This window comes from Halomonas sp. 11-S5, assembly GCF_029889825.1.
Taxonomy (GTDB): Bacteria; Pseudomonadota; Gammaproteobacteria; order Pseudomonadales; family Halomonadaceae; genus Halomonas.
In genome coordinates this window covers 82,590-103,939 of the sequence record NZ_JARANW010000002.1, presented here as the reverse complement: position 1 = coordinate 103,939, position 21,350 = coordinate 82,590, and the positions used below count along the sequence as shown (strand labels likewise).

The 21,350-nt window shown below is 68.5% G+C and carries 20 protein-coding genes; 15 read left to right on the top strand and 5 right to left on the bottom strand.

All coding sequences use genetic code 11. The features are described from left to right. Positions 1–65 precede the first annotated feature (65 nt). A complete protein-coding gene (locus tag OP497_RS02020; protein ID WP_280546145.1) occupies positions 66–314 on the top strand; it encodes a sulfurtransferase TusA family protein in 249 nt (82 codons plus the stop codon). Then, a complete protein-coding gene (locus OP497_RS02015; protein ID WP_280546144.1) occupies positions 311–1,411 on the top strand; it encodes an AI-2E family transporter in 1,101 nt (366 codons plus the stop codon). Before OP497_RS02020 ends, OP497_RS02015 begins: the two co-directional genes overlap by 4 nt. Before the next feature lie 51 nt (positions 1,412–1,462). On the opposite strand, the gene OP497_RS02010 is transcribed toward OP497_RS02015, so the two are convergent. Further along, on the bottom strand, positions 1,463–1,936 hold the full coding sequence (locus OP497_RS02010) for a peroxiredoxin (protein WP_280546143.1): 474 nt from the start codon (positions 1,934–1,936) through the stop codon (positions 1,463–1,465). A 178-nt stretch (positions 1,937–2,114) separates the two neighbouring features. Between OP497_RS02010 and dapA the strand changes: the two genes are divergently transcribed. The 4 genes from dapA to purC are packed head-to-tail and all read left to right on the top strand — an operon-like array spanning position 2,115 to position 5,563. Continuing rightward, on the top strand, positions 2,115–2,999 hold the full coding sequence (gene dapA, locus OP497_RS02005; RefSeq protein ID WP_280546141.1) for a 4-hydroxy-tetrahydrodipicolinate synthase: 885 nt from the start codon (positions 2,115–2,117) through the stop codon (positions 2,997–2,999). Positions 3,000–3,046: 47 nt separating this feature from the next. Beyond that, complete coding sequence (locus OP497_RS02000) at positions 3,047–4,015, top strand: outer membrane protein assembly factor BamC (protein WP_280546140.1); 969 nt, start codon at positions 3,047–3,049, stop codon at positions 4,013–4,015. Continuing rightward, a complete protein-coding gene (locus OP497_RS01995; protein WP_280546138.1) occupies positions 4,015–4,809 on the top strand; it encodes an MBL fold metallo-hydrolase in 795 nt (264 codons plus the stop codon). The genes OP497_RS02000 and OP497_RS01995 overlap by 1 nt, the downstream gene beginning before the upstream one ends. Positions 4,810–4,849: 40 nt before the next feature. Continuing rightward, on the top strand, positions 4,850–5,563 hold the full coding sequence (purC, locus tag OP497_RS01990; RefSeq protein ID WP_280546136.1) for a phosphoribosylaminoimidazolesuccinocarboxamide synthase: 714 nt from the start codon (positions 4,850–4,852) through the stop codon (positions 5,561–5,563). Between the two features lie 176 nt (positions 5,564–5,739). On the opposite strand, the gene tsaA is transcribed toward purC, so the two are convergent. Further along, a complete protein-coding gene (gene tsaA, locus OP497_RS01985; protein WP_280546135.1) occupies positions 5,740–6,483 on the bottom strand; it encodes a tRNA (N6-threonylcarbamoyladenosine(37)-N6)-methyltransferase TrmO in 744 nt (247 codons plus the stop codon). 93 nt (positions 6,484–6,576) lie between these two features. On the opposite strand from tsaA, the gene OP497_RS01980 reads away from it, so the two are divergent. Further along, a complete protein-coding gene (locus OP497_RS01980) occupies positions 6,577–7,134 on the top strand; it encodes a GNAT family N-acetyltransferase (RefSeq protein ID WP_280546134.1) in 558 nt (185 codons plus the stop codon). A gap of 8 nt (positions 7,135–7,142) precedes the next feature. On the opposite strand, the gene nadC is transcribed toward OP497_RS01980, so the two are convergent. Then, positions 7,143–7,994, bottom strand: a complete 852-nt coding sequence (gene nadC, locus OP497_RS01975; protein WP_280546133.1) for a carboxylating nicotinate-nucleotide diphosphorylase — start codon at positions 7,992–7,994, stop codon at positions 7,143–7,145. Between the two features lie 77 nt (positions 7,995–8,071). Between nadC and ampD the strand changes: the two genes are divergently transcribed. From ampD to OP497_RS01945, 6 genes are all read left to right on the top strand, one after another. Beyond that, positions 8,072–8,656 (top strand): 1,6-anhydro-N-acetylmuramyl-L-alanine amidase AmpD, encoded by a 585-nt coding sequence (gene ampD / locus OP497_RS01970; RefSeq protein WP_280546132.1) that lies wholly within the window; start codon positions 8,072–8,074, stop codon positions 8,654–8,656. A gap of 361 nt (positions 8,657–9,017) precedes the next feature. Beyond that, a complete protein-coding gene (gene aceE, locus OP497_RS01965; protein ID WP_280546131.1) occupies positions 9,018–11,696 on the top strand; it encodes a pyruvate dehydrogenase (acetyl-transferring), homodimeric type in 2,679 nt (892 codons plus the stop codon). A 75-nt stretch (positions 11,697–11,771) separates the two neighbouring features. Further along, positions 11,772–13,784, top strand: coding sequence for a pyruvate dehydrogenase complex dihydrolipoyllysine-residue acetyltransferase (gene aceF, locus OP497_RS01960; protein WP_280546130.1), 2,013 nt, complete (start codon positions 11,772–11,774; stop codon positions 13,782–13,784). Between the two features lie 276 nt (positions 13,785–14,060). After that, positions 14,061–14,717, top strand: a complete 657-nt coding sequence (adk, locus tag OP497_RS01955; protein ID WP_280546128.1) for an adenylate kinase — start codon at positions 14,061–14,063, stop codon at positions 14,715–14,717. A gap of 107 nt (positions 14,718–14,824) precedes the next feature. Further along, positions 14,825–15,529 (top strand): tRNA (adenosine(37)-N6)-threonylcarbamoyltransferase complex dimerization subunit type 1 TsaB, encoded by a 705-nt coding sequence (gene tsaB / locus OP497_RS01950; protein ID WP_280546127.1) that lies wholly within the window; start codon positions 14,825–14,827, stop codon positions 15,527–15,529. Next, the gene (locus tag OP497_RS01945) at positions 15,526–16,284 is read left to right on the top strand and encodes a class I SAM-dependent methyltransferase (protein WP_280546125.1); all 759 of its coding nucleotides are present in this window, start codon (positions 15,526–15,528) and stop codon (positions 16,282–16,284) included. The genes tsaB and OP497_RS01945 overlap by 4 nt, the downstream gene beginning before the upstream one ends. 2 nt (positions 16,285–16,286) lie before the next feature. Here OP497_RS01945 and plsB read toward each other — a convergent pair whose 3' ends face one another. Then, positions 16,287–18,740: a glycerol-3-phosphate 1-O-acyltransferase PlsB gene (plsB, locus tag OP497_RS01940; protein WP_280546124.1), complete on the bottom strand. Its 2,454-nt coding sequence runs from the start codon at positions 18,738–18,740 to the stop codon at positions 16,287–16,289. Positions 18,741–18,867: 127 nt separating this feature from the next. Between plsB and OP497_RS01935 the strand changes: the two genes are divergently transcribed. Beyond that, complete coding sequence (locus OP497_RS01935; protein WP_280546122.1) at positions 18,868–19,989, top strand: phosphatidylserine/phosphatidylglycerophosphate/cardiolipin synthase family protein; 1,122 nt, start codon at positions 18,868–18,870, stop codon at positions 19,987–19,989. A 79-nt stretch (positions 19,990–20,068) separates the two neighbouring features. Here OP497_RS01935 and OP497_RS01930 read toward each other — a convergent pair whose 3' ends face one another. After that, on the bottom strand, positions 20,069–20,719 hold the full coding sequence (locus OP497_RS01930; protein ID WP_280546120.1) for a YecA family protein: 651 nt from the start codon (positions 20,717–20,719) through the stop codon (positions 20,069–20,071). Positions 20,720–20,795: 76 nt separating this feature from the next. On the opposite strand from OP497_RS01930, the gene OP497_RS01925 reads away from it, so the two are divergent. Continuing rightward, positions 20,796–21,344, top strand: a complete 549-nt coding sequence (locus tag OP497_RS01925) for a SprT-like domain-containing protein (protein WP_280546118.1) — start codon at positions 20,796–20,798, stop codon at positions 21,342–21,344. The last annotated feature ends 6 nt before the right edge of the window (positions 21,345–21,350 follow it).

Below are 21,350 nucleotides of genomic sequence, written 5' to 3'. Positions count from 1 at the left end.
AATCGCAGGGACTTGCGTGCGGGCCCACGGCCGGCACGTGCCACTGCATCTTCCCGGGAGACACCATGGCGCTGCAACCCGATGACCTGCTCGATGCCCGCGGTCTTCCCTGCCCTCTACCGCTGCTCAAGGCCAAGCAGGCGCTGTCACGCCTCGCGCCTGGCCAGCTGCTGGAGGTAATGGCTACCGATGCGGGCTCCTGGCGCGACTTCGAGACCTTTGTGGCCCAGAGCGCGCACCAGATGCCGGCCAGGGAAGAGCGCGGTGACGTCTATCACTACTGGATCTGCAAGGGCGAGGGGCGGCCTTCATGAGCCTGAGGTCGGTCTTCAGGCGCTGGATGGATCACTACTTTTCGGACGAGGAGGCGGTGATCCTGCTGGTGGTGCTGGTGCTGGGCTTCACCGCGGTGATCCTGTTCGGGCGCATGTTGGCGCCTTTCCTCATCGCCCTGGTGGCCGCCTTCCTGCTGCAGGGGCCGGTGAGCTGGATGGAACGGCGCAGGATGCCGCGCCTGCTGGCGGTGTTCGTGGTGTTCCTTGCCTTCATCGGGGTGCTGCTGGCGCTGGCCTTCATTCTGATGCCACTGATCTGGAACCAGCTGGTGGGGCTGGTCCAGGAGGCGCCGCGGATGTTCGCCAGCGGCCAGCGCTTGCTGGATGATCTCCAGGCACGCTATCCCAACCTGGTCACCCCCGACCAGATGCAGAACTGGATCGACGTCGCCGGCCGCCAGGTGACGCAGCTCGGCCAGCGCGCTCTGACCCTGTCGCTGGCCTCGCTGGGCAACGTCCTGACGCTGATCGTTTACCTGATCCTGGTGCCGATCCTGGTGTTCTTCATGCTCAAGGACCGCGACCGCCTGGTGGGCTTCACCACATCGCTGCTGCCCCAGCGGCGCGAGCTGATGACCCGCGTCTGGGAGGAGATGGACGACCAGATCGCCAACTACGTGCGCGGCAAGTTCATCGAGATCATCATCGTCGGCACCGTGGCCTTCTTCACCTTCGCCTACTTCGGGCTCCCCTATACGGCGCTGCTGGCGGTGGTGGTGGGCCTCTCGGTGCTGGTGCCCTATATCGGCGCGGCGGTGACCACCCTGCCGGTGGCGGCGGTGGCCGGCTTCCATTTCGGCCTGACGGACGAGTTCCTCTATGTGCTGGTCGCCTATGGCGTACTGCAGGCCCTGGACGGCAACGTCCTGTCGCCGATCCTGTTCTCCGAGGCGGTCAACATCCACCCGGTATCGATCATCCTGGCGATCCTCTTCTTCGGCGGGATCTGGGGCTTCTGGGGGGTCTTCTTCGCCATCCCCCTGGCGACCCTGCTCAAGGCGCTGGTCTACGCCTGGCCGCGAGGCATCAAGCAGCGTCACCTGCAGGAGGCAGCCGAGACGCCCGTCGAGTCGTGAGCGTCCCGGGGCGCGGACGAGCGTCCGCGTGGACCGACAGGAGAGAAGGGCTCAGCCGGCGTGCAGGGCCTGGGCGGCGTCCAGCACCTCCTGGGCATGGCCCTTGACCTTGACGCCGCGCCACTCGCGGGCGAGCTTGCCGTCGGCGTCGATCAGGAAGGTGCTGCGCTCGATCCCCAGGTGCTCCTTGCCGTAGAGCTTCTTCAGCTTGATGACGTCGAACAGCCGGCAGAGTGACTCGTCCTTGTCGGAGATCAGCGCGAAGTTGAAGCCCTGCTTGGCCTTGAAGTTCTCCTGGGCGCGGAGGCCGTCCCGGGAGACGCCGAGGATCACGGTATTGGCGGCGTCGAAGGCCTCCTTGCGATCGCGGAAGTCGCCGCCCTCGGTGGTGCACCCGGGGGTGCTGGCCTTGGGGTAGAAGTAGACCACCACCTGTTTCCCCTCCAGCTCAGAGAGGGTGACGATGGTGTTGCCGGTGGCAGTGGCGGTGAAGTCCGGAACGGGCTCGCCGGGACTGACGCTCATGGTCGTGCTCCTGTCGTGGGTGAGGGAAGGCGTCCCGATTACACGCAACCCGTGGCGAACTGTAAAGTCGCGGCTGTACAGGCTCCCGAGGCCTGAGTACCATTTGGCCCTTGGCACCGGGGCGTTGCCCGAGGTCCGAGAGGCCGAGAATGCAGGCGAATCGAGAGGAATCGAGAGGATGATCACTGGCAGTATTGTCGCGCTGGCGACGCCGATGAAGGTCAACGGCGATATCGACTGGGAGGCCTTGCGCCGCCTGGTGCACTTTCATCTCGACAACGGCACCGATGCGATCGTGGCGGCCGGCACCACCGGCGAGCCGACCACCATGTCGTTCGCCGAGCATTTCGATGTCATCCGCACCGTAGTGGAGGAGGTGAGCGGACGCATTCCGGTCATCGCCGGCACCGGCTCCAACAATACCACCGAGGCGGTGCAGCTGGCCCGCTATGCCAGCGAGGTCGGGGCGGACTGCTGCCTGACCGTGGCACCCTACTACAACAAGCCCACCCAGGAAGGGCTCTACCGGCACTTCAAGGCCATCGCCGAGAGCAGCGACCTGCCGGTGATCCTCTACAACGTGCCGGGGCGCACCTGCTCGGACATCTATAACGAGACCGTGCTGCGCCTGGCCGATGTCGACAAGATCATCGGGCTCAAGGACGCCACCGGCAACCTGGAACGCGCCGAGGATCTGATCGCGCGCCTCAGGGGCAGCGGCTTCATGCTCTATTCCGGGGATGATGCCACCGCCTGCGACTTCATGTTGATGGGGGGCCATGGCGACATCTCGGTGACGGCCAACGTGGCGCCGCGGGCCATGCATGAACTGTGCAGCGCCGCCGTGGCCGGGGATGCCGACCGGGCCCACCAGATCAACACCCGCCTGATGCCACTGCACACTAACCTGGGGATCGAGTCCAACCCGATTCCGGTCAAGTGGGCACTGTACCGCATGGGTCACCTCGAGCCCGGCATCCGGCTGCCGCTGACCTGGCTCTCCGAGAAGTACCACTCTACCGTCAGCGAGGCCCTGCAGCTGGCGGGCCTGATCGACGATTGAGCGGTGCCTGGCACCGCACCCCGCACAACTCTAGGCAAGGTGGACGCATGAACTCTGCGCTGAAATGGATGCCGCTGGTGGCGGTGCTCGCCCTGGCCACGGCCGGCTGTGCCCGGGATGGCTTCTACCATGACCGCAACCTCGACTACGGCGAGGCCGAGGAGAACGCGCCCTTGGTGCTGCCGGAGGGCCGCAATGCCGAGCGCTACCGGGATACCATGCCGGTCCCCGAGGTGAGTGGCACGCGGCCCGCCGAGGATGGCGTGGTCGAGGCACCGCTCCCCCAGGCCCTGTCGCCCGGGCGCAGCATGGAGCGAGGCTATGTCGAGCGTCGCGCGGTCGGCGACGAGCGCTGGCTGGTGGTGGGCGCCGAACCGGCAACGGTCTGGCCGGAGCTCGAGCGCTTCGTGCGCAGCCGCGGCCTGACCATCACCGCCAGCGACTCTCGCCGCGGCATCCTGGAAACCGACCAGGCCAGGATCAGTGTCCGCCCGGCGCTGCGCAGTGGCGACAGCGAGATTCGCTGCGAGCAGGGCGGGAGCACCCAGGCCGCCTGCCTGACGGCGCTGGAGCGCCACTTCGAGGCACGCAGCGTGTCGTCGAGCGCCGCCTCGCTGGCCGCCCAGCGGCCCGATGCCCAGAATCGTGCCCGGTTCGAGCAGCGCGGTGACGACTGGCAGGTGATCCTGCCCTTCGAGGCGGACCGTCTGTGGGCCGAACTCAGCCACCAGCTGGAACTCGACTTCGCGGTCGAGGGGCGTCGCGAGCTGCTCGAGCGCGACCCCGCGTCGCGCAGCTTCCTGGTGGGATACCTGACACGGAGCGAGCGAGAGCGAGGTTTTTGGCGCTCGCTTGCGACCCTCAACCTGGGTGAGGAGCCGCAGCAGGTGCGCCTGGTGCTGGAGGCTCTTGGTCCCGAGGAGACCGTATTGACAGCCCAGAGTGCGAGTGACGGCGAGCTCTCCACCGAGGACCAGCGCGAGCTGCTCGAGCGGGTGGCAGGCCTGTTGCGCTGATGAGCAGCATGGTACCGGGTGGGGGCGGGCGCCTCTCCTTCGCCTCCCTGGGTAGCGGCAGCAAGGGCAACGCCACCCTGGTCAGCGACGGCGAGACGCACCTGCTGGTCGACTGCGGCTTCACCCTGCGCGAGACCGAGCGCCGCCTGGCCCGCCTGGGGCTGCATCCCCGCCAGCTCGATGCCCTGCTGGTGACCCACGAGCATGGCGACCATGTACGTGGCGTCGGCCCCCTGGCCCGGCGCCATGGGATGCCGGTCTATCTGACGCCGGGGACCTGGCTGTCGAGTCGGCTCGGCGAGCTGCCGTGCCGCCACTGGATCACCCCCCAGGCCCGGTTCGCGGTCAAGGGGCTGACCATCGATCCCGTCACCGTGCCCCACGACGCCCGGGAGCCGGTGCAGTTTCGCATCGCCGCGGGCGAGCGGTGCCTAGGTCTGCTCACCGACCTGGGACATCCCAGCGCGCATGTGGTCGAGGCCTTCGCCGGCTGCGACGGCCTGGTGCTGGAGTGCAACCATGACCCGCGGATGCTCGCCGAGGGGCCCTATCCCGCGAGCCTCAAGCGACGGGTCGGCGGCGACTGGGGGCACCTGGCCAACGGCCAGGCGGCCTGGCTGCTGGCCCGGCTGGGGCTCGATCGCCTGCAGCGCATCGTCTGCTCCCACCTATCCGACCACAACAACCGCCCCGAGCTGGCCCTGGAGGCCCTGGTGCCACTGCTCGACGGCGACGAATCCCGGCTGAGGGTCGCCGCCCAGGACGCTGGCCTGGTCTGGCAGACCCTCGGCTGAACGACCATCCTGATCCGTATCCGCGCCTCTGGAGGCTCCCATGGAAAAGCGCCAAGAACTCTATGCCGGCAAGGCCAAGTCGGTCCATGCCACCGATGACCCCGATCGCCTGATCCTGACCTTCCGCGACGACACCAGCGCCTTCGATGGCGAGCGCATGGAATCGCTGGCCCGCAAGGGCATGGTCAACAACCGCTTCAATGCCTTCATCATGGAGATGTTGCAGGCGGCGGGCATCCCCACCCATTTCGACCGGCGCCTCTCCGACACCGAGAGCCTGGTGAAGCGGCTCGAGATGATCCCGGTGGAGTGCGTGGTGCGCAACATCGCCGCCGGCGGCCTGGTCAAGCGTCTCGGCGTGGAGGAGGGCCAGGTGCTCGACCCGCCCACCTTCGAGCTGTTCCTCAAGAACGATGCCCTGCACGACCCCATGATCAACGAGTCGCTGGCCGAGACCTTCGGCTGGGCGAGCCCCGAGCAGCTGGCCGAGATGAAGGTGCTCACCTTCCGGGTCAACGAGGTGCTCAAGGCGCTGTTCGCCGAGGGTGGCCTGCTGCTGGTGGACTACAAGCTGGAGTTCGGCCTGTTCAAGGGCGAGATCGTGCTGGGCGACGAGTTCTCCCCGGACGGCTGTCGCCTGTGGGATGCAAAGACCCGCGAGAAGCTCGACAAGGACCGCTTCCGCCAGGGGCTGGGCGGCGTCATCGAGGCCTACGAGGAGGTCGGGCGGCGCATCGGCATCCACTTCTCTTGAAGACGCACTGATTCATTGCTGCGCTCGATATCCTGACCGCCGGCGGTGCCGAGGCGTCGGACCGTCGCCATCCTCATGTAGCAGGCTACATTCCGGTGGCTGTGCTCCGGCGGCGGCCAGCCTCTCATCGCTCGCAACATGAATCAGCACATCTTCTTGCCATATGTGTCCTCTGTCTAAATCGACGCGATCTGGACGACCTCCAGGCGCGTCTCGCCCGTGGCGTCGATGCGGGCCTGGAAGCGCACATCCACGTCGCGCAGCCGGACCCCATAGACCCGCGCCTCGGCGCCGCTTCGGTAGGCGGGACGCGGGTCCTGGGCCAGCACCTGGCGAATCAGTTCACGCAGCGCGTCACCGTCGGGGCGCTCGGCCAGCACGGCCTCTGCCTCGGGCGAGAGGCTGACCGCCAGGGTCGGCGGCGGTTCGGGGGCGAAGCCGGCGTGGGCCTCGGGACGGGATTCCGCCCAGGGCAGATAGGGCTTGATGTCGAGAATTGGGGTGCCGTCGACCAGGTCGGCGCCGCGAAGCCGCAGGCGTACCCCGCGGGTGGTGTTGATGTCGACCAGCTCCACCAGTGAGAGCCCCAGGCGGTTGGGGCGGTGGGTGCTGCGACTGGCGAAGACCCCCACCCGGGTGTTGCCGCCGAGGCGAGGCGGGCGCACCAGCGGGGTCCAGCGCGCCGGGTCGGGCTGTTCGGGACTGAGGTGGAAGACGAAGGTCAGCCAGAGGTGGCTGAAGGCCTCCAGGCCGCGCACCGCCAGCGGGTCATCGAAGGGCGGGACCAGCACCAGGGACGCCCGGGCCGCCGTTGCCAGCCCCGGCTGGCGCGGGATGCCGAACTTGTCCGGGAAGTCGCTCTCGATGATGCCGATGGGCGTCAGATGGAAGGCGTCGAGTGGGGCGGGGAGATCGTTCATGGCATATCCTGAGGGTGACCACCCGCAGGGCTTGGCCCCGCGGCGTGGCTTGGGTAGTCTGCTGGGTCGATCATCATCTCAGGAAGGTCTCGCATGCGTCTTGCCGACATCGATAACGGTCCCGCGCCGGCCGAGCCGCCGCCCTTCGGGCATCGCCGTGGTCCGCGCATCGTCTATCGCACGGCCCGGGTCCGCGACGCCGCCGACCAGGCCGAGGTCTTCCACCACGCCGTGATGCAGGGGGCGGCGGGACACTACTCGCTGGCCGAGCGCCAGGCCTGGGCGATGGCGCTGCCCCGGGATGGCAGTGCCTGGGCGGCGCGCCAGGCGCTCTACACCACCCTGGTCGCCGACTGCGAAGGCCGCTGCGTGGGGTTCCTGGAGCTGGACATCCCCCGCGGGCGGATCGAGACCCTCTATGTCTGGCCGTCGCTGGGCCGGCGCGGGATCGGCTCGACCCTGCTGGTGCATGCCGAGCGGATGCTGCTGGAACAGGGCGTGACCCGGGCCGCCATCGAGGCCAGCGCCATGCTGGTCGATGGCCTGGTGCACCGCGGCTGGCAGCTGCTGGGCGACGACTGGGTCGAACGCGGCGGCGAGCAGCTCTACCGCCAGCGGCTCGAGAAGCGGCTGGTCGCGGTCGAGACCTGAGGGGCCGTTCAGATCGCCTGCTCGACGATACGCATCGACAGGTCGATGGCCTCGACATCCTTGGTCAACGCGCCGCTGGAGATGCAGTCCACGCCGGTCTCGGCGATGGCGCACAGCGTGGTCTCGTCGACATTGCCCGAGGCCTCCAGGGTGGCACGCCCGGCGGTGCGACGCACCGCCTCGCGCATGTCGTCGAGGCCGAAGTTGTCGAGCATGATCACGTCGGCCCCGGCGGCGAGCGCCAGGTCCAGCTCGTCAAAGGTCTCCACCTCCACCTCCACCGGCAGGTCGCGGGCGATGCGCCTCGCCTCGTCGACGGCGGCGGCGATGCCGCCGCAGGCCGCGATATGGTTCTCCTTGATCAGGAAGGCATCATAGAGGCCGATGCGGTGGTTATGACCGCCGCCGCAGGTTACGGCGTACTTCTGGGCGAGCCTCAGCCCGGGCAACGTCTTGCGGGTGTCCAGCATGCGTGCGCCGGTCCCCTCGAGCAGGTCCACGTAGTGGCGGGTGCGGGTCGCTGTGGCGGAGAGGGTCTGCAGCAGGTTGAGCGCGGCCCGCTCCCCGGTGAGCAGGCTGCGCGCGGGGCCCTCCAGCTCGAGGAAGGCCTGGCCGGGCGCGAGGCGGTCGCCATCGGCGGCCTGCCAGTGCAGTGCGACCCGGGCATCGAGGCGCCGGAACAACTCGTCGACCCAGGCCACGCCGCACAGCACCGCCGCCTCCCGGGTGATCACCCGGGCCCGGGCCATCTGCTTCTCGGGAACCAGCTGGGCGGTGATGTCACCGGGGCCGACGTCCTCGGCCAGCAGCCGGGCGGCACTGTCACGGATATCTTCGGCAAGGGCGTCCTGATAATGCATGGCGGGTCCATCTCTGTGCGGGGAAGCTTGAGACGGTCATTATAGGGAAACCCATGCATCGACGTCAGGGAAAAACCATGCGTATCGACGACGGCTGGCTGCGCGGCGCCCGGCGACTTCCCTCGCCCAACCAGGACGAACGCCCGGCCGGGGAGATCTCGTTGCTGCTGCTGCACGCCATCAGCCTGCCGCCCGGGGCCTTCGGAGGCGAGCATATCGAGCGGCTCTTCACTAACCGGCTCGACCCCGCGGCCCATCCCTTCTTCGCGGCCATCGCTGACCTGCGCGTCTCGGCTCACCTGCTGATCCGGCGCGACGGCGAGTGCGTGCAGTTCGTGCCCTTCCAGGCGCGGGCCTGGCATGCCGGGCACTCGCGGTGGCGGGACGGAGGGCGCGAGCGCCGGGCGCTGAATGACTTCGCCCTGGGCATCGAGCTGGAGGGCGATGAGGTCCGCCCCTACACCGGCGCCCAGTACCGAACGCTCGCGGCCGTCACTCGCGCGCTGCTGGAGGCCTACCCGGCCCTCGACGAGACGCGCATCACCAGCCATGCCCGGGTGGCACCGCTGCGCAAGAACGACCCTGGGCCCGCCTTCGACTGGGCCTACTTTCGCCAGGAAATGGCCAGAAGATGTCCTGAAGATGTCCTGAAGATGTCCTGAAGATGTCCTGAAGATGTCCTGAAGGGTGTCAAAAAGGCTTAATCGATTAAGTCAGAATGGCACGCTTGCTTCATACGGTAGTTTAACTACAACTGTCTGAGAAGGGTCGATTTCGATGGGCAGGGCGCACGTAATCCGCTGTGCTGCGGTGCAATATGGGTTATATGGAAACTATTTCCATTCTATATTGAATTGGCAGGGCCTGGTGTTTACGGTATCTTCGCGCCAATAGCAGCGGCACATCAGACACTGCCTAGTAAAATAACTACAGGCCTGACGCGTTCGGTCTGCAAGTCTGAACATGAGCGCCACTCGCCCCTCTGCGGGGCCGTAGTCACCACCGTCATTCGGAGAGACGTCTATGAGTCTGGAAACAAGAGAAGATCTCGATCCGGTCGAAACCACGGAATGGCTGGATTCCCTGGAGTCGGTCCTGGATCGCGAGGGCGAGGATCGTGCCCGGTACCTGATGACGCGCCTCGCCGACCGCGTGCGTCGCGATGGCATGCAGGTGCCCTTCTCGGTGACCACCCCGCATCGCAACACCATACCGGTGCACCGCGAGGCGCCGATGCCGGGCGATCTGTTCATGGAACGTCGCATCCGTTCGCTGATTCGCTGGAACATGGCCGCCATGGTCACCCGGGCCAACAAGGCCAACAAGGGCATCGGCGGCCATCTGGCCAGCTTCATGTCCTCGGCGACCCTCTATGACGTGGGCTTCAACCATTTCTTCCGCGCTGCCAACGGCGACTTCCAGGGCGACTTGGTGTTCATCCAGGGACACAGTTCCCCGGGCATCTATGCGCGCTCCTTCCTCGAGGGTCGCCTCACCGAGGAGCAGATGGACAAGTTTCGCCAGGAGGTGGATGGCGACGGCCTGTCGTCCTACCCGCACCCCTGGCTGATGCCGGACTACTGGCAGCTGCCCACGGTGTCCATGGGGCTGGGCCCGATCATGGCGATCTACCAGGCCCACGTCATGAAGTACCTCGATCAGCGTGGCCTGCAGCCCATGCACGACCGCAAGGTCTGGGCTTTCCTGGGCGACGGTGAGTGTGATGAGCCGGAGACCCTGGGCGCCATCCACCTGGCCAGCCGCGAGAAGCTCGACAATCTCAATTTCGTCATCAACTGCAACCTGCAACGCCTCGACGGCCCGGTGCGCGGCAACTCGCGCATCATGGACGAGCTCGAGGGGGTCTTCCGCGGCGCCGGCTGGAACGTCCTCAAGGTCGTCTGGGGCCGCCTGTGGGATCCGCTCTTCGAGAAGGACAACAAGGGCGTCCTGCAGAACCTGATGGACGAGACCGTCGACGGCGAGTACCAGAACTGCAAGTCCAACGGCGGCGCCTACACCCGGGAGAACTTCTTCGGCAAGTACCCCGAGACCGCCAAGATGGTCGAGGACATGTCCGACGAGGACATCTGGAAGCTCAACCGCGGCGGCCACGACCCGTTCAAGGTCTACGCGGCCTATCATGAGGCCTTCCATAACGCCAACGGTCGTCCCACCGTGATCCTGGCGCACACCGTCAAGGGCTACGGCCTGGGGGCCGCTGGCGGCGAGGCCGACAACGAGGCGCATCAGGTCAAGTCGATCGACGACCCGGAAGTGTTGAAGAAGTTCCGCGACCGCTTCGGCATTCCGGTCTCCGACGAAGCGATCGAAAACGAGATGCCCTACTACAAGCCGGCCGACGACTCGCCGGAGATGAAGTACATGCATCTCCAGCGCGAGCGACTGGGCGGCTATCTGCCGGCGCGCAACCCCGACTTCCAGGCACTGGACATCCCGGGCCTCGACGACAAGATCTTCGCCTCGCAAACCGGCGGCTCCAAGGGTCGCGAGGTCTCCACGACCATGGCCTTCGTGCGCATTCTCAACGGCCTGGTCAAGCACAAGGGCTTCGGCAAGCAGGTGGTGCCGATCGTGCCCGACGAGGCGCGCACCTTCGGCATGGAGGGCATGTTCCGCCAGCTCGGCATCTACACCTCCGAGGGCCAGAAGTACGAACCCATGGATAAGGGCCAGCTGATGTACTATCGCGAGGATAAGGCTGGCCAGGTGCTCGAGGAGGGCATCACCGAGGCCGGCGCCATGTCCTCCTGGATCGCCGCCGCGACCTCCTACAGCAACCACGGCCTGCCGCTGCTACCGTTCTACGTCTACTACTCGATGTTCGGCTTCCAGCGCATCGGTGACCTGGCCTGGGCCGCCGGCGACATGCAGGCCCGCGGCTTCCTGGTCGGCGGCACCGCCGGTCGCACCACATTGAACGGCGAGGGGCTGCAGCACCAGGACGGCCACAGCCATCTGCAGGCGTCGATGATCCCGAACTGCCGCAGCTACGATCCCACCTATGCCCATGAGGTGGCGGTGATCGTCCAGGATGGCCTGAAGCGCATGTTCACCGACAAGGAGAACTGCTTCTACTACCTGACGGTGATGAACGAGAACTACGAACACCCGGCCCTCGACGAGGTACCCGCCGCCGACATCATCAAGGGCATGTACCGGCTACGCGAGACCCAGGGCGACAAGGGCCGCGTGCAGCTGCTGGGTTGCGGCACCATCCTGCGCGAGGTCGAGGCCGCCGCCGAGATGCTCGCCGAGGAGTGGGGCGTGGGCGCCGACACCTGGAGCGTCACCAGCTTCAACGAGCTGCGTCGCGAGGCCCTGGAGATCGATCGCCAGGCCTTCATCAACCCCGGGGCCGAGCCGGGCAAGCCCCACGTCACCGCCTGCCTGGAAGGCCGGAAGGGCCCGGCGATCGCCGCCACCGATTACATGAAGCTGTTCGCCGACCAGGTCCGCGCCTGGGTGCCGACCGACTATCATGTACTGGGGACCGACGGCTTCGGCCGCTCCGATACCCGCGAGAAGCTGCGCGGCTTCTTCGAGGTCGACCGCCGCTTCGTGACCGTGGCTGCGCTCAAGGCGCTGGCCGACCGTGGCGAGCTGGATCGCAAGGTCGTCGGCGAGGCACTCAAGAAGTACGGCATCGACCCGGCCAAGCCCAACCCGCTTGCGGTGTGAGGCGTCGCCCGAGCGATTCGGTGGCATGGCGGGCCCTCGGGCCCGCCCCCGTCAAGAGTTTGAAGGAGCGCGACCTTGAGTAGCGAAATCATCAAAGTTCCGGACATCGGTGGCGATACCGATGTGGAAATCATCGAGATCGCGGTGGCTGAGGGCGATGTCATCGCCCCCGAGGATACCCTGATCACGCTGGAGTCCGACAAGGCCAGCATGGACGTGCCGGCGCCCAAGGGCGGCAAGGTGCTGAAGGTGCTGGTCAAGGAGGGCGACACCGTCTCCGAGGGCGACGACATCGTCGAGATCGAGGCCGAGGGTGGCGGCGACGCCGACGCTGGTGGCAAGGGAGAGGCCGAGAAGGCTCCCGAGCCCGAGAAGGCGCCCGAGCCGGCCCCGGAGAAGCCCGCGGCCAAGAAGAGCGGCGGCGGCAAGCAGACCGTCGAGATCAAGGTGCCCGACCTCGGCGGCTCCGCCGACGTGGAGATCATCGAGGTGGCGGTGGCCGCCGGCGACCAGGTCGACGCGGAAGACACCCTGATCACCCTGGAGTCCGACAAGGCCTCCATGGACGTGCCGAGCCCCCAGGCCGGCAAGATCGCCAGCCTGACGGTCAAGGAGGGCGATACCGTCTCCGAGGGTGACGTCATCGGCACCATGGAAGTCGAGGACGCGGGTACCGGCGAGGGCGGCGGTGACGCCGAGTCGGCGCCCGCGCCGGCCGAGAGTGCTCCGCAGGCCGAGGCCCCGGCCGAGGACGAGAGTGCCGGTGGCGGCGAGCCGGAGCGCAAGGAAGTCCGCGTGCCGGATCTCTCCGGTTCCGCCGACGTGCCGATCATCGAGATCGCCGCCAGCGCCGGCGACGAGGTCGACGAGGAGGACCCGCTGATCACCCTGGAGTCCGACAAGGCCTCCATGGACGTGCCCAGCCCCTACAAGGGCAAGCTCCTCGAGCTGACCGTCAAGGAGGGCGACACCGTCTCCGAGGGCGACCTGATCGGCTATATCGAGGTGGCCGGCACTCCGGTGGCGGGCAGCAAGCCTGCCGCCAAGCCGGCGGCGAAGGCGCCCGAGCAGAAGCAACCGCAGCAGAAGGCCGAGGCGCCGGCCGGGACTCCCGCCGGCTCGCCGAGCCCCGAGGCCCAGATGGCCGCCCACAAGCCGCGCGACGGCAAACTGGTGCACGCCGGCCCGGCGGTGCGCATGCTGGCCCGCGAGCTGGGCGTCGACCTGGGGCTGGTCAAGCCCAGCGGCCCCAAGGAGCGCGTGCTCAAGGAGGACGTCCACGCCTACGTCAAGCAGGTCATGGACGGCAAGGCCCAGACGCCCGCCGCGGCGGCACCGGCCGCCGCCGGCAGCGGCATTCCGCCGATCCCGGATCAGGACTTCAGCCAGTTCGGCGAGGTGGAAGAGAAGCCGATGGGTCGCCTGATGAAGATGGGCGCCACCAACCTGCATCGCAGCTGGGTCAATCTGCCCCACGTCACGCAGTTCGACGAGGCGGACATCAGCGAGCTGGAGGCCTTCCGCAAGTCGATGAAGGCCGAGGCCGAGGCGCAGGGCGCCAAGCTCACGCCGCTGCCCTTCCTGATCAAGGCCTGCGCCTTCGCGCTGCGCAAGTACCCGCAGTTCAACGTCAGCCTGAAGAGCGATGGCGAGACGCTGGTGCACAAGAAGTACGTGCATGTCGGCGTCGCCGTGGACACCCCGGATGGCCTGATGGTGCCGGTGATCCGCGATGCCGACCGGAAGTCGCTGATCGAGCTGGCCAAGGAGTCCGTGGAGCTGGCCAAGAAGGCCCAGTCGAAGAAGCTCAAGCGGGAGGAGATGACCGGGGGCTGCTTCACCATCTCCAGCCTGGGCTCCATCGGCGGCACCGCCTTCACGCCGATCGTCAACGCCCCGGAGGTGGCCATCCTCGGCATCTCCAAGGCGCAGATGAAGCCGGTGTGGGATGGCCAGGCCTTCCAGCCGCGGCTGATGATGCCGCTGTGCCTCTCCTATGACCACCGGGCGGTCAACGGCGCCGATGCGGCGCGCTTTACCGCCTTCCTGGGTCAGGTGCTGACGGATATCCGTCGCCTGCTGCTGTAAGGCAGGCGTCGACCGTCTGGCTCGGCCCGAGCACTCGACCCACGCAACGGCGCCGCAAGGCGCCGTTGTCGTTTGCGGGACTCTCCTCATGCAGGGCTTGGCTCAAGCGGGGCAGACCAAAGTGCAACCTGGCCGCAGCGGCTTGATGCCGCACTCTTTTTTCCTCTTTAGCGACCTGGGTCGGGGCCCTTCGCTTGTCTGCGCCCGGCGGCGCGGTTATTGTTCGCCCCTTACCTTTCTTCGTCGACCAGAAACACACTTATAAGGAGCTGTCAGATGCGTTTGATCCTGTTGGGCGCCCCCGGTGCCGGCAAGGGCACTCAGGCCCAGTTCATCTGCGAACGATTCAACATCCCGCAGATCTCCACCGGCGACATGCTGCGCGCTGCGGTGAAGGAGGGCAGCGAGCTGGGGCTCAAGGTCAAGGAGATCATGAACAGCGGCGGCTTGGTGTCCGACGACATCATCATCGCCCTGGTCAAGGAGCGCATCAGCCAGCCCGACTGCGCCAACGGCTTCCTGTTCGACGGTTTCCCGCGCACCATTCCCCAGGCCCAGGCCATGAAGGATGCCGAGGTCAAGATCGATCACGTGCTGGAGATCGCCGTGGACGACGAGGAGATCGTCAAGCGCCTGGCCGGTCGCCGCGTGCACCCGGGCTCCGGCCGGGTCTATCACCTCGAGTACCAGCCGCCCAAGGAAGAGGGCAAGGACGACGTCACCGGCGAAGCGCTGATCCAGCGTGACGACGACCGCGAGTCCACCGTGCGCAACCGCCTGGCGGTCTACCACGAGCAGACCGCGCCGCTGGTCGACTACTACCGGCAGTGGGGCAAGGAGGATCCCGAGGCGGCCCCGGAATACCATCGCGTCGAAGGGGTAGGCAGCATCGACGACATCACCGCCCAGGTGCTCGAGGCGCTGGAGGGCTGAGCCCCACTCTCACAGTCCCTTGACGAAGGCCCGCCCTGCGCGGGCCTTCGTCGTTGGCGGTGGCGCGCGTATAATGCCCCGACATTTCCCGCCGCGACCTCTTGCCCATGCCGATCCTGCTGGCCCTGGATGCCTCCTCGAGCGCCTGTTCCGCCGCCCTGCTGCGCCGCCGCGAGGGCCTCGACGACGAACTGATCTCACGCTTCGCCCTGACCCCGCGGGAGCACACCCGGCGGCTGCTGCCGATGGTCGACGAGGTACTCGCCGAGGCCGGCCTGCCGGCCTCGGCGCTGGACGCCGTGGCCTATGGCAGGGGGCCGGGCTCCTTCACCGGCCTGCGCATCGCCGCGGGGGTCGCCCAGGGGCTCGCCTTCGGCCTCGACCGGCCACTGGTCGGCGTCTCGACCCTCGAGGCGCTGGCGCTGGGCGCCCATCGTCGCCACCTCTACCGCTGGCTGATCACCGCCCTGGACGCCCGCATGGGCGAGATCTACGTGGCGGCCTGGCAGTGCCGCGATGGCGTGCCCATGGCGCTGACCGAGGAGGCGGTGATGCCACCGGCGCGGCTGCGCCTGCCCGCCGGCCATGACGACCACGACTGGGTCGGCATCGGCTCCGGCTGGACCCTGTGGCCGCAGATGTCTGCCGAGGTGAAGGCCGGCATGGGACTCTGCCTGACCGAGCTCGAGGCCGATGCCGCCGACATGGCACGCCTGGCGATCCACGCCTTCGTCGCCGGCGAGGCCCGACCGGCCCACGAGGTGCAGCCGGTCTATCTGCGCGACCGGGTCGCCTGGCAGAAGGGCCGATGAGGTCAGCCGTGCCGGTGGGCGTGCAGGACCCGGCCCTGGCGGCGCGTCTCGGCCTGCCCCGGGCCGCGGAGGGCGAGGCCGAGCTGCTGCTGGTCCGCCAGGGCGATCGCCTGGTACTGGCCGGCGACCCGAAACGCTATGGCCATCCGCTGGCGGTGGATTTCGTCGCCGGGCGTGCCGCCCATCGGCGTCGCTTCGGCGGCGGCCGTGGCCAGCTGGTGGCCCGCGCCTGTGGCCTGGCCAGGGGCGTCACGCCCTCGGTGGTGGATGCCACCGCGGGGCTCGGGCGCGACGCCTTCGTGCTGGCGAGCCTGGGAGCCGAGGTGCTGCTGATCGAGCGGGTGGCGGCGATCTTCGCGCTGCTGGAGGACGGCCTGTCGCGGGCGCGGCTCGATCCCGAGATCCGCGAGATCGCCGCGCGCATGCACCTGGTGCACGGCGATGCCGGCCGCGAGCTTTCGACCCTGGTGGCGAGCCGCGAGGTGGCCCCCGAGGTGATCCATCTCGACCCGATGTTCCCCCACCGCGACAAGTCGGCGCTGGTCAAGAAGGAGATGCGGCTCTTCCGCACCCTGGCCGGCGATGACCCGGACGCCCCGCGGCTGCTCGAGGCGGCACTGGACGTGGCGACCCATCGGGTGGTGGTCAAGCGGCCGCGCAAGGCGCCGCCCATCGAGGGGCCCTCGCCACGCCACGTCATCGAGGACAGGACCAGTCGCTACGACCTCTACGTTCACCGCCGCCTGGAGGCCTGAGTTCAGCCCCCTTCCTGGCGACTGACCAGCTGCAGCCGGTGGCGCAGCGCCGGGTCGAACAGCGCCCGGCTCCGCTGGGCCGCCTCGCGCAGGCGGTCATCGAACACCAGGCGGCCCTCCTCGGTGTGCAACCATCCCTGTGCCTCGAGGCTCTCCACCAGGCCGGAGAACAGCCGGGTATCGAAGAATTCCGGTGCATCCAGCCCCGAGAGCAGGGCCAGCCGCTCGGCGAGCTCGCGGCTGCGCGCGGTCAGCTCGTCGGCGGTGAAGTGCCCCGAGGACTCGCTCAACAGCACCGACAGCAGGAGGTAGCCGCGCTCCAGGGAAGGCTGCATCAGGCCCCCGAGCATGCGCAGCTGCTCCCCGGCCTCCAGGGACTCCCGAGGCCGTCGCCAGCTCCCGCCCTCGGCTTCCAGCAGTCCCGCCTCGACCAGTGCAGCGAGCATCCCGGCCAGGTCGTCGCGCAGCGAGGCCGGGGGGGCGATCATCAGCTCGCGGGTGAGGATCGGCCAGCCGGGGGCGAGTAGGGCCTCCAGGCCATCCAGGTCATGGTAGGCCTGGTGGCGGAACGCGAAGGCGGTGAGCCCGGCGAGGGCGAAGAGGTGCAGCACGTTGTTGCGGTACCAGCCCAGCAGGCTGGCCTGATGGTCGTCGGCGACGATGATGTCGCCCAGCGGGTGCGGGCGGCGCTCGACCATCCCCAGGACGAGCACCCGGTCGAGCCAGGCGTCGGGCGTGCCCTCCGGCAGGCTGATATGGTGGCCGCCCGGGAGACGGTGCTGCAGGGCCACCAGCAGCGCCAGCTGGCGCTTGAGCAGGCTGGCCTCGATGGCATGGTGGGGGGTGGCCAGCAGGACCAGGGCCACCAGGTTGACCGGGTTGAGGGCGGCGGCCGCATTGATGCGCCGTGAGAGGGTCTCGCCCAGGCGGGGCACGACCCTGGCGAGCCAGGGGGGGCGCGGGTCATCGAGCCGTCGTCGCCAGTCGGGCACTTCCGCGTCGAGGAAGACCGAGAGCGACAGCGGCTCGCCGATGTTCACGGTGACCTGCCCGAAGGGCTGGCGAAGCCGGCCGAGGACCCGCAGCAGTGCCCACGGGCTCTCCTTGCGCTTCCCGCCACCCTGCAGCTCACGCTGGTAGCTGCCGCTCTCGAGGATACGCTCGTAGCCGATGTAGACCGGCACGAAGACCAGCGGCTGGCCGCCGCCGCGTACGCTGCGCAGGTAGGAGCGCAGGGTCATCGAGAGCATGCCGGGCCGGGCGGGCAGCAGGCGGCCGCTGCGCGACCGTCCCCCCTCGATGAAGTACTCCAGCGGATGGCCGCGGGCGATCAGGCGGTGCAGGTACTCGTTGAAGACGGTGGCATAGAGGCGGTTGTCGCGGAAGCTGCGGCGCATGAAGAAGGCCCCGCCGCGGCGCAGCAGTGGGCCGATCAGCGGCATGTCGAGGTTGCGCCCCGCGGCGATGTGCGGGGGCATCAGGCCATCGCGATAGAGCACGTAGGAGAGCAGCAGGTAGTCGATGTGGCTGCGATGGCAGGGGACGTAGACCAGGGTGTGGTCGCCGGCGACGGCCTTGACCCGCGCCAGGCCGTGCACCGCCACGCCGTCGTAGAGGCGGCTCCAGAGGCGCCGCAGCAGGCCCGCCATGAAGCGCAGCACCGGATAGGTCATGCTCGAGGCGATCTCGCGGCCATAGCGGCGGGCCCGGCCTTCGAGTCGCGGCACTGAGCGCTGCTCCGCGGTCGCTACCTCGCGGATGACGCGGCGCACCTCGGGGCTCGCGGCGATCCCCTCGATCAGGGTGCGCCGATGGGAGAGGTCCGGCCCCAGCACCCGGGTGCGCAGGCGGCGAAAGTGCACCCGCAGCAGCCGGGCGACCTTGCGATTGGTGAGGTCGGCCTCCCGCGCGTCGAGCAGTTCGGAGAGCCTGAGCGGCGTGCCGAGATGGACCTCCACGTCCTTGCCGTTGATCATCACCGACAGCAGGCGGCGCAGCCGCCCGGTGAGCTGCCAGCTGTCCGCGGCGAGCAGCTGCCAGAGGCCGAAGCGCTTGCCCGGCGCGCGCCCCCAGAAGATGCTCACCGGCACCAGCTGGACGTCACGGGCAGGGTCCTCCCGGCACTGCTCGATCAGCGACAGGAAGGGGGCCTCCGCTCGCCGCGTGCGGCGCCACAGGCGACGGCTCGGAGCGGGCAGCGGCAGGCAGGCGGGCAGGGTGACGGCGCCGATGCTGCGCCGGCCGCCGGCCGCCGGCAGGCCATGGGCTCGGGCCAGCGAGGCCAACAGCAGGGTATCGGAGAGCGCCGGGTGCGGCAGCACATAGAGGGTCGGGAGCGTCGGCTCGAGGGGGAGCGCGTCGGGGTCGGGCTCGATCAGCCGGATCCGGGCCCAGCGGGCCATCAGTCCCTCGAGCGGCGCGCGCAGCGCGTCGGCCAGCATGCGTGCAAGACCCATTCTGTCGCCTGTGCCGGGTATGAGCCGTCAGTATAGCGGCCCGTCTCCCGGCGGTCAGGAGGTCGGGCTTTTCCCCGGCCGGCAAACATGCGTCAATGCTGTAACGGTATGTGACAGGGACGGTGCCATGCACGGCATGTGGCGAGACGGCAACCACTTCGAACTGCTCCCCGAGGCGGCCCTCTTCCTGCCCGCAATGTTCGAGGCCGTCGACGGGGCGCGCCAGTCCGTGCTGATCGAGCTCTACCTGATGGAGTCCGGCCGGCTCGCCACCGCGCTGATCGGGGCGCTGTTGCGCGCGGCCGAGCGCGGCGTGTCGGTGCTGCTATTGCTTGACGGCTACGGGGCCATGGGGCTCGCCACCGCCGACCGCCAGCGTCTCGAGGAGGGGGGCGTGGCGCTGCGCTTCTTCAATCCCCTGGGCGCGCAGTCGCTGGTGCGTAACCTGACCCGGGACCACCGCAAGCTGGTGGTGGTCGACGGTGCCGAGGCCTTTACCGGCGGCTTCGGGGCCGTGGACGAGTTCCTGGATGCCTGGTACGAGGTGGCGATGCGCATCGAGGGACCGGTGGTGGCCGACTGGGTGCGGCTGTTCTGCCGGCTCTGGGACTCCCCCATGAGTCGCGGGCCGGGCAGGGCCTCGCTGGTGCGCGGGCTGGAACTCGCGACGCGCCGCCGCGAGGACTTTCGTGGCATGCGCGGTCGCGTGGTCTGGGGGCAGGGCTACCGCTACCAGGCGATCCGCCACTCGCTGCATCATCGGGTCTCGACGGCCGCGGAGCGGCTGTGGATCTGTACCCCCTACTTCGTGCCCACCCTCACCCTGCGCATGCGCCTGGCCCGGGCGGCCCGTCGCGGCGTCGACGTGCGCCTGCTGCTGCCGGGCGAAGTCCACGACCATCCCGGCGTGCGCTATGCCGGCCAGCGCTTCTATGGCCGCCTGCTGCGGGCGGGGGTGCGGATCTTCGAGTTCCAGCCCATCTTCAGCCATGCGAAGTTCTCGCTGGCCGATGACTGGGTCAGCCTCGGCTCGTGCAACTTCGACCACTGGAGCCTGCAGTGGAACCTGGAGGCCAACCAGGAGGTGGATGACCGCCGCTTCGCCGCCGAGGTCGCCGGGCTGTTCGAGCGCAACTTCGCGTCGAGCACGGAGATCGACCCCGAGGCCTGGTCGCGGCGGCCACGCCTGCAGCGCTTCCGCGAGTGGCTCTACGGGACCCTGGACGGGATGCTGACGCGGCTGCGCTAGCCCGGCTTCGCCGGGAGCTATAAGCTGTAAGCTTTAAGCTGGAAGAAAAACCTTGACCCCGCAGGTGCTGGCTTCCCGCTTACCGCTTGCCTTTGTCGCGCCCGGCGGGCTGCTTGCGGCGTGGCCGGGGCTTGGGCGTTTCCGGGGGCACGCGATAGTGCAGGTAGAGGTCCAGCACCAGTTCCGGCAGCTGGGTGACGAGCCCCTCGAGTCGCGTCGCATCACCGGCCAGCTCCGCCATGTCGGGCTCGTCATCGAACAGCCCGGAGAGCAGCATGAAGGGCAGCAGCAGGGTGGCGGCGGCCTCCTCGTCGTCGGCGAACCAGGCGGCCTCGTCGAGAAACACCCCCTCCATGAAGCCGGCGCACCAGTCGCCGATCGGCGTCTCCTCCGGGGCGCTGTCGTCGAGCTCGAGCTCGAAGGGCAGCTCTGGGAGGCCGCCCGCCTCCAGCACCGCGATGGCGTTGTGCCTGAGTCGCTCGAGCAGCCCCAGGATGGTCTCGCGCTCGGCATCGTCGGTGAAGGACGGGTCGCCATGGAACAGCTCGGCGACCCAGGCCGCCGCGGGCGTATCGCACGGCGCCACGGCCAGGGCGACCAGGAAGCCGTGGGCGCCGATCAGGTCCAGGGCCTCGGCGTCGACCCGCTCGGAGTCGAGGAAGGCGTCGAGCAGGTCGAGCTCCTCGTCCTCGAGCAGCGGCTGGGGGAGGGGCGTTTCGGCATCGGACATGACGGCTCTCGCAGGGACAACGTGGGCAGGGGGGAAGGCTTTACGCCTCGACACGAAGGCGCCATTCTAGCATCCCATGACGATACCCGCGCTTCCCGCCCCCGACCCCATCCGGCTCGACACCCTCGACCGGGCCGACCTGCAACGCGCGCTCATGGCGCGGGTCGAGGCGGCCTGGCGGTTGTGTCGCGAGCTGCACCCGGCGCTGCCGCGCCCGGCGGTCTGGATGGACCTGCGGGGCAAGTGCGCCGGCCAGGCGCACTTCGGTCGCGGTGGGCTGCGCTTCAACCCGGTGCTGCTGGCGGAGAATCGCCTCGCCTTCCTGGTCGAGGTGGTGCCCCACGAGATGGCCCACTGGCTGGTGCATCACCTGGAGGATGGCCACCGGGCGCGGCCCCACGGCCGCGAGTGGCAGACCGTGATGCGCCGCCTCTTCGGCCTGGAGCCCCGCACCACCCACCGCTTCGATACCGGGCGTGCGAGCCCGGCGCCTTATCGCTACCGCTGCGGCTGCCGAGAACACGGCTTCACCGCCCGGCGGCATGCCCTGGCCCGCCGGGGGCGGGGGTATCGGTGCCGGCACTGCGCTGAGACCTTGGTCTATCTCGGTCGTTCCGCTTGCTGAATGCGC

Coding starts and splice junctions, on each gene's coding strand:
- OP497_RS01925 (WP_280546118.1), top strand. CDS start 20,796: ATGACGATACCCGCGCTTCCCGCCCCCGACCCCATCCGGCTCGACACC.
- OP497_RS01935 (WP_280546122.1), top strand. CDS start 18,868: ATGCACGGCATGTGGCGAGACGGCAACCACTTCGAACTGCTCCCCGAG.
- OP497_RS02000 (WP_280546140.1), top strand. CDS start 3,047: ATGAACTCTGCGCTGAAATGGATGCCGCTGGTGGCGGTGCTCGCCCTG.
- OP497_RS01995 (WP_280546138.1), top strand. CDS start 4,015: ATGAGCAGCATGGTACCGGGTGGGGGCGGGCGCCTCTCCTTCGCCTCC.
- tsaA (WP_280546135.1), bottom strand. CDS start 6,483: ATGAACGATCTCCCCGCCCCACTCGACGCCTTCCATCTGACGCCCATC.
- OP497_RS01980 (WP_280546134.1), top strand. CDS start 6,577: ATGCGTCTTGCCGACATCGATAACGGTCCCGCGCCGGCCGAGCCGCCG.
- adk (WP_280546128.1), top strand. CDS start 14,061: ATGCGTTTGATCCTGTTGGGCGCCCCCGGTGCCGGCAAGGGCACTCAG.
- nadC (WP_280546133.1), bottom strand. CDS start 7,994: ATGCATTATCAGGACGCCCTTGCCGAAGATATCCGTGACAGTGCCGCC.
- tsaB (WP_280546127.1), top strand. CDS start 14,825: ATGCCGATCCTGCTGGCCCTGGATGCCTCCTCGAGCGCCTGTTCCGCC.
- OP497_RS01930 (WP_280546120.1), bottom strand. CDS start 20,719: ATGTCCGATGCCGAAACGCCCCTCCCCCAGCCGCTGCTCGAGGACGAG.
- OP497_RS02010 (WP_280546143.1), bottom strand. CDS start 1,936: ATGAGCGTCAGTCCCGGCGAGCCCGTTCCGGACTTCACCGCCACTGCC.
- OP497_RS02020 (WP_280546145.1), top strand. CDS start 66: ATGGCGCTGCAACCCGATGACCTGCTCGATGCCCGCGGTCTTCCCTGC.
- OP497_RS01945 (WP_280546125.1), top strand. CDS start 15,526: ATGAGGTCAGCCGTGCCGGTGGGCGTGCAGGACCCGGCCCTGGCGGCG.
- plsB (WP_280546124.1), bottom strand. CDS start 18,740: ATGGGTCTTGCACGCATGCTGGCCGACGCGCTGCGCGCGCCGCTCGAG.
- OP497_RS02015 (WP_280546144.1), top strand. CDS start 311: ATGAGCCTGAGGTCGGTCTTCAGGCGCTGGATGGATCACTACTTTTCG.
- dapA (WP_280546141.1), top strand. CDS start 2,115: ATGATCACTGGCAGTATTGTCGCGCTGGCGACGCCGATGAAGGTCAAC.
- purC (WP_280546136.1), top strand. CDS start 4,850: ATGGAAAAGCGCCAAGAACTCTATGCCGGCAAGGCCAAGTCGGTCCAT.
- ampD (WP_280546132.1), top strand. CDS start 8,072: ATGCGTATCGACGACGGCTGGCTGCGCGGCGCCCGGCGACTTCCCTCG.
- aceE (WP_280546131.1), top strand. CDS start 9,018: ATGAGTCTGGAAACAAGAGAAGATCTCGATCCGGTCGAAACCACGGAA.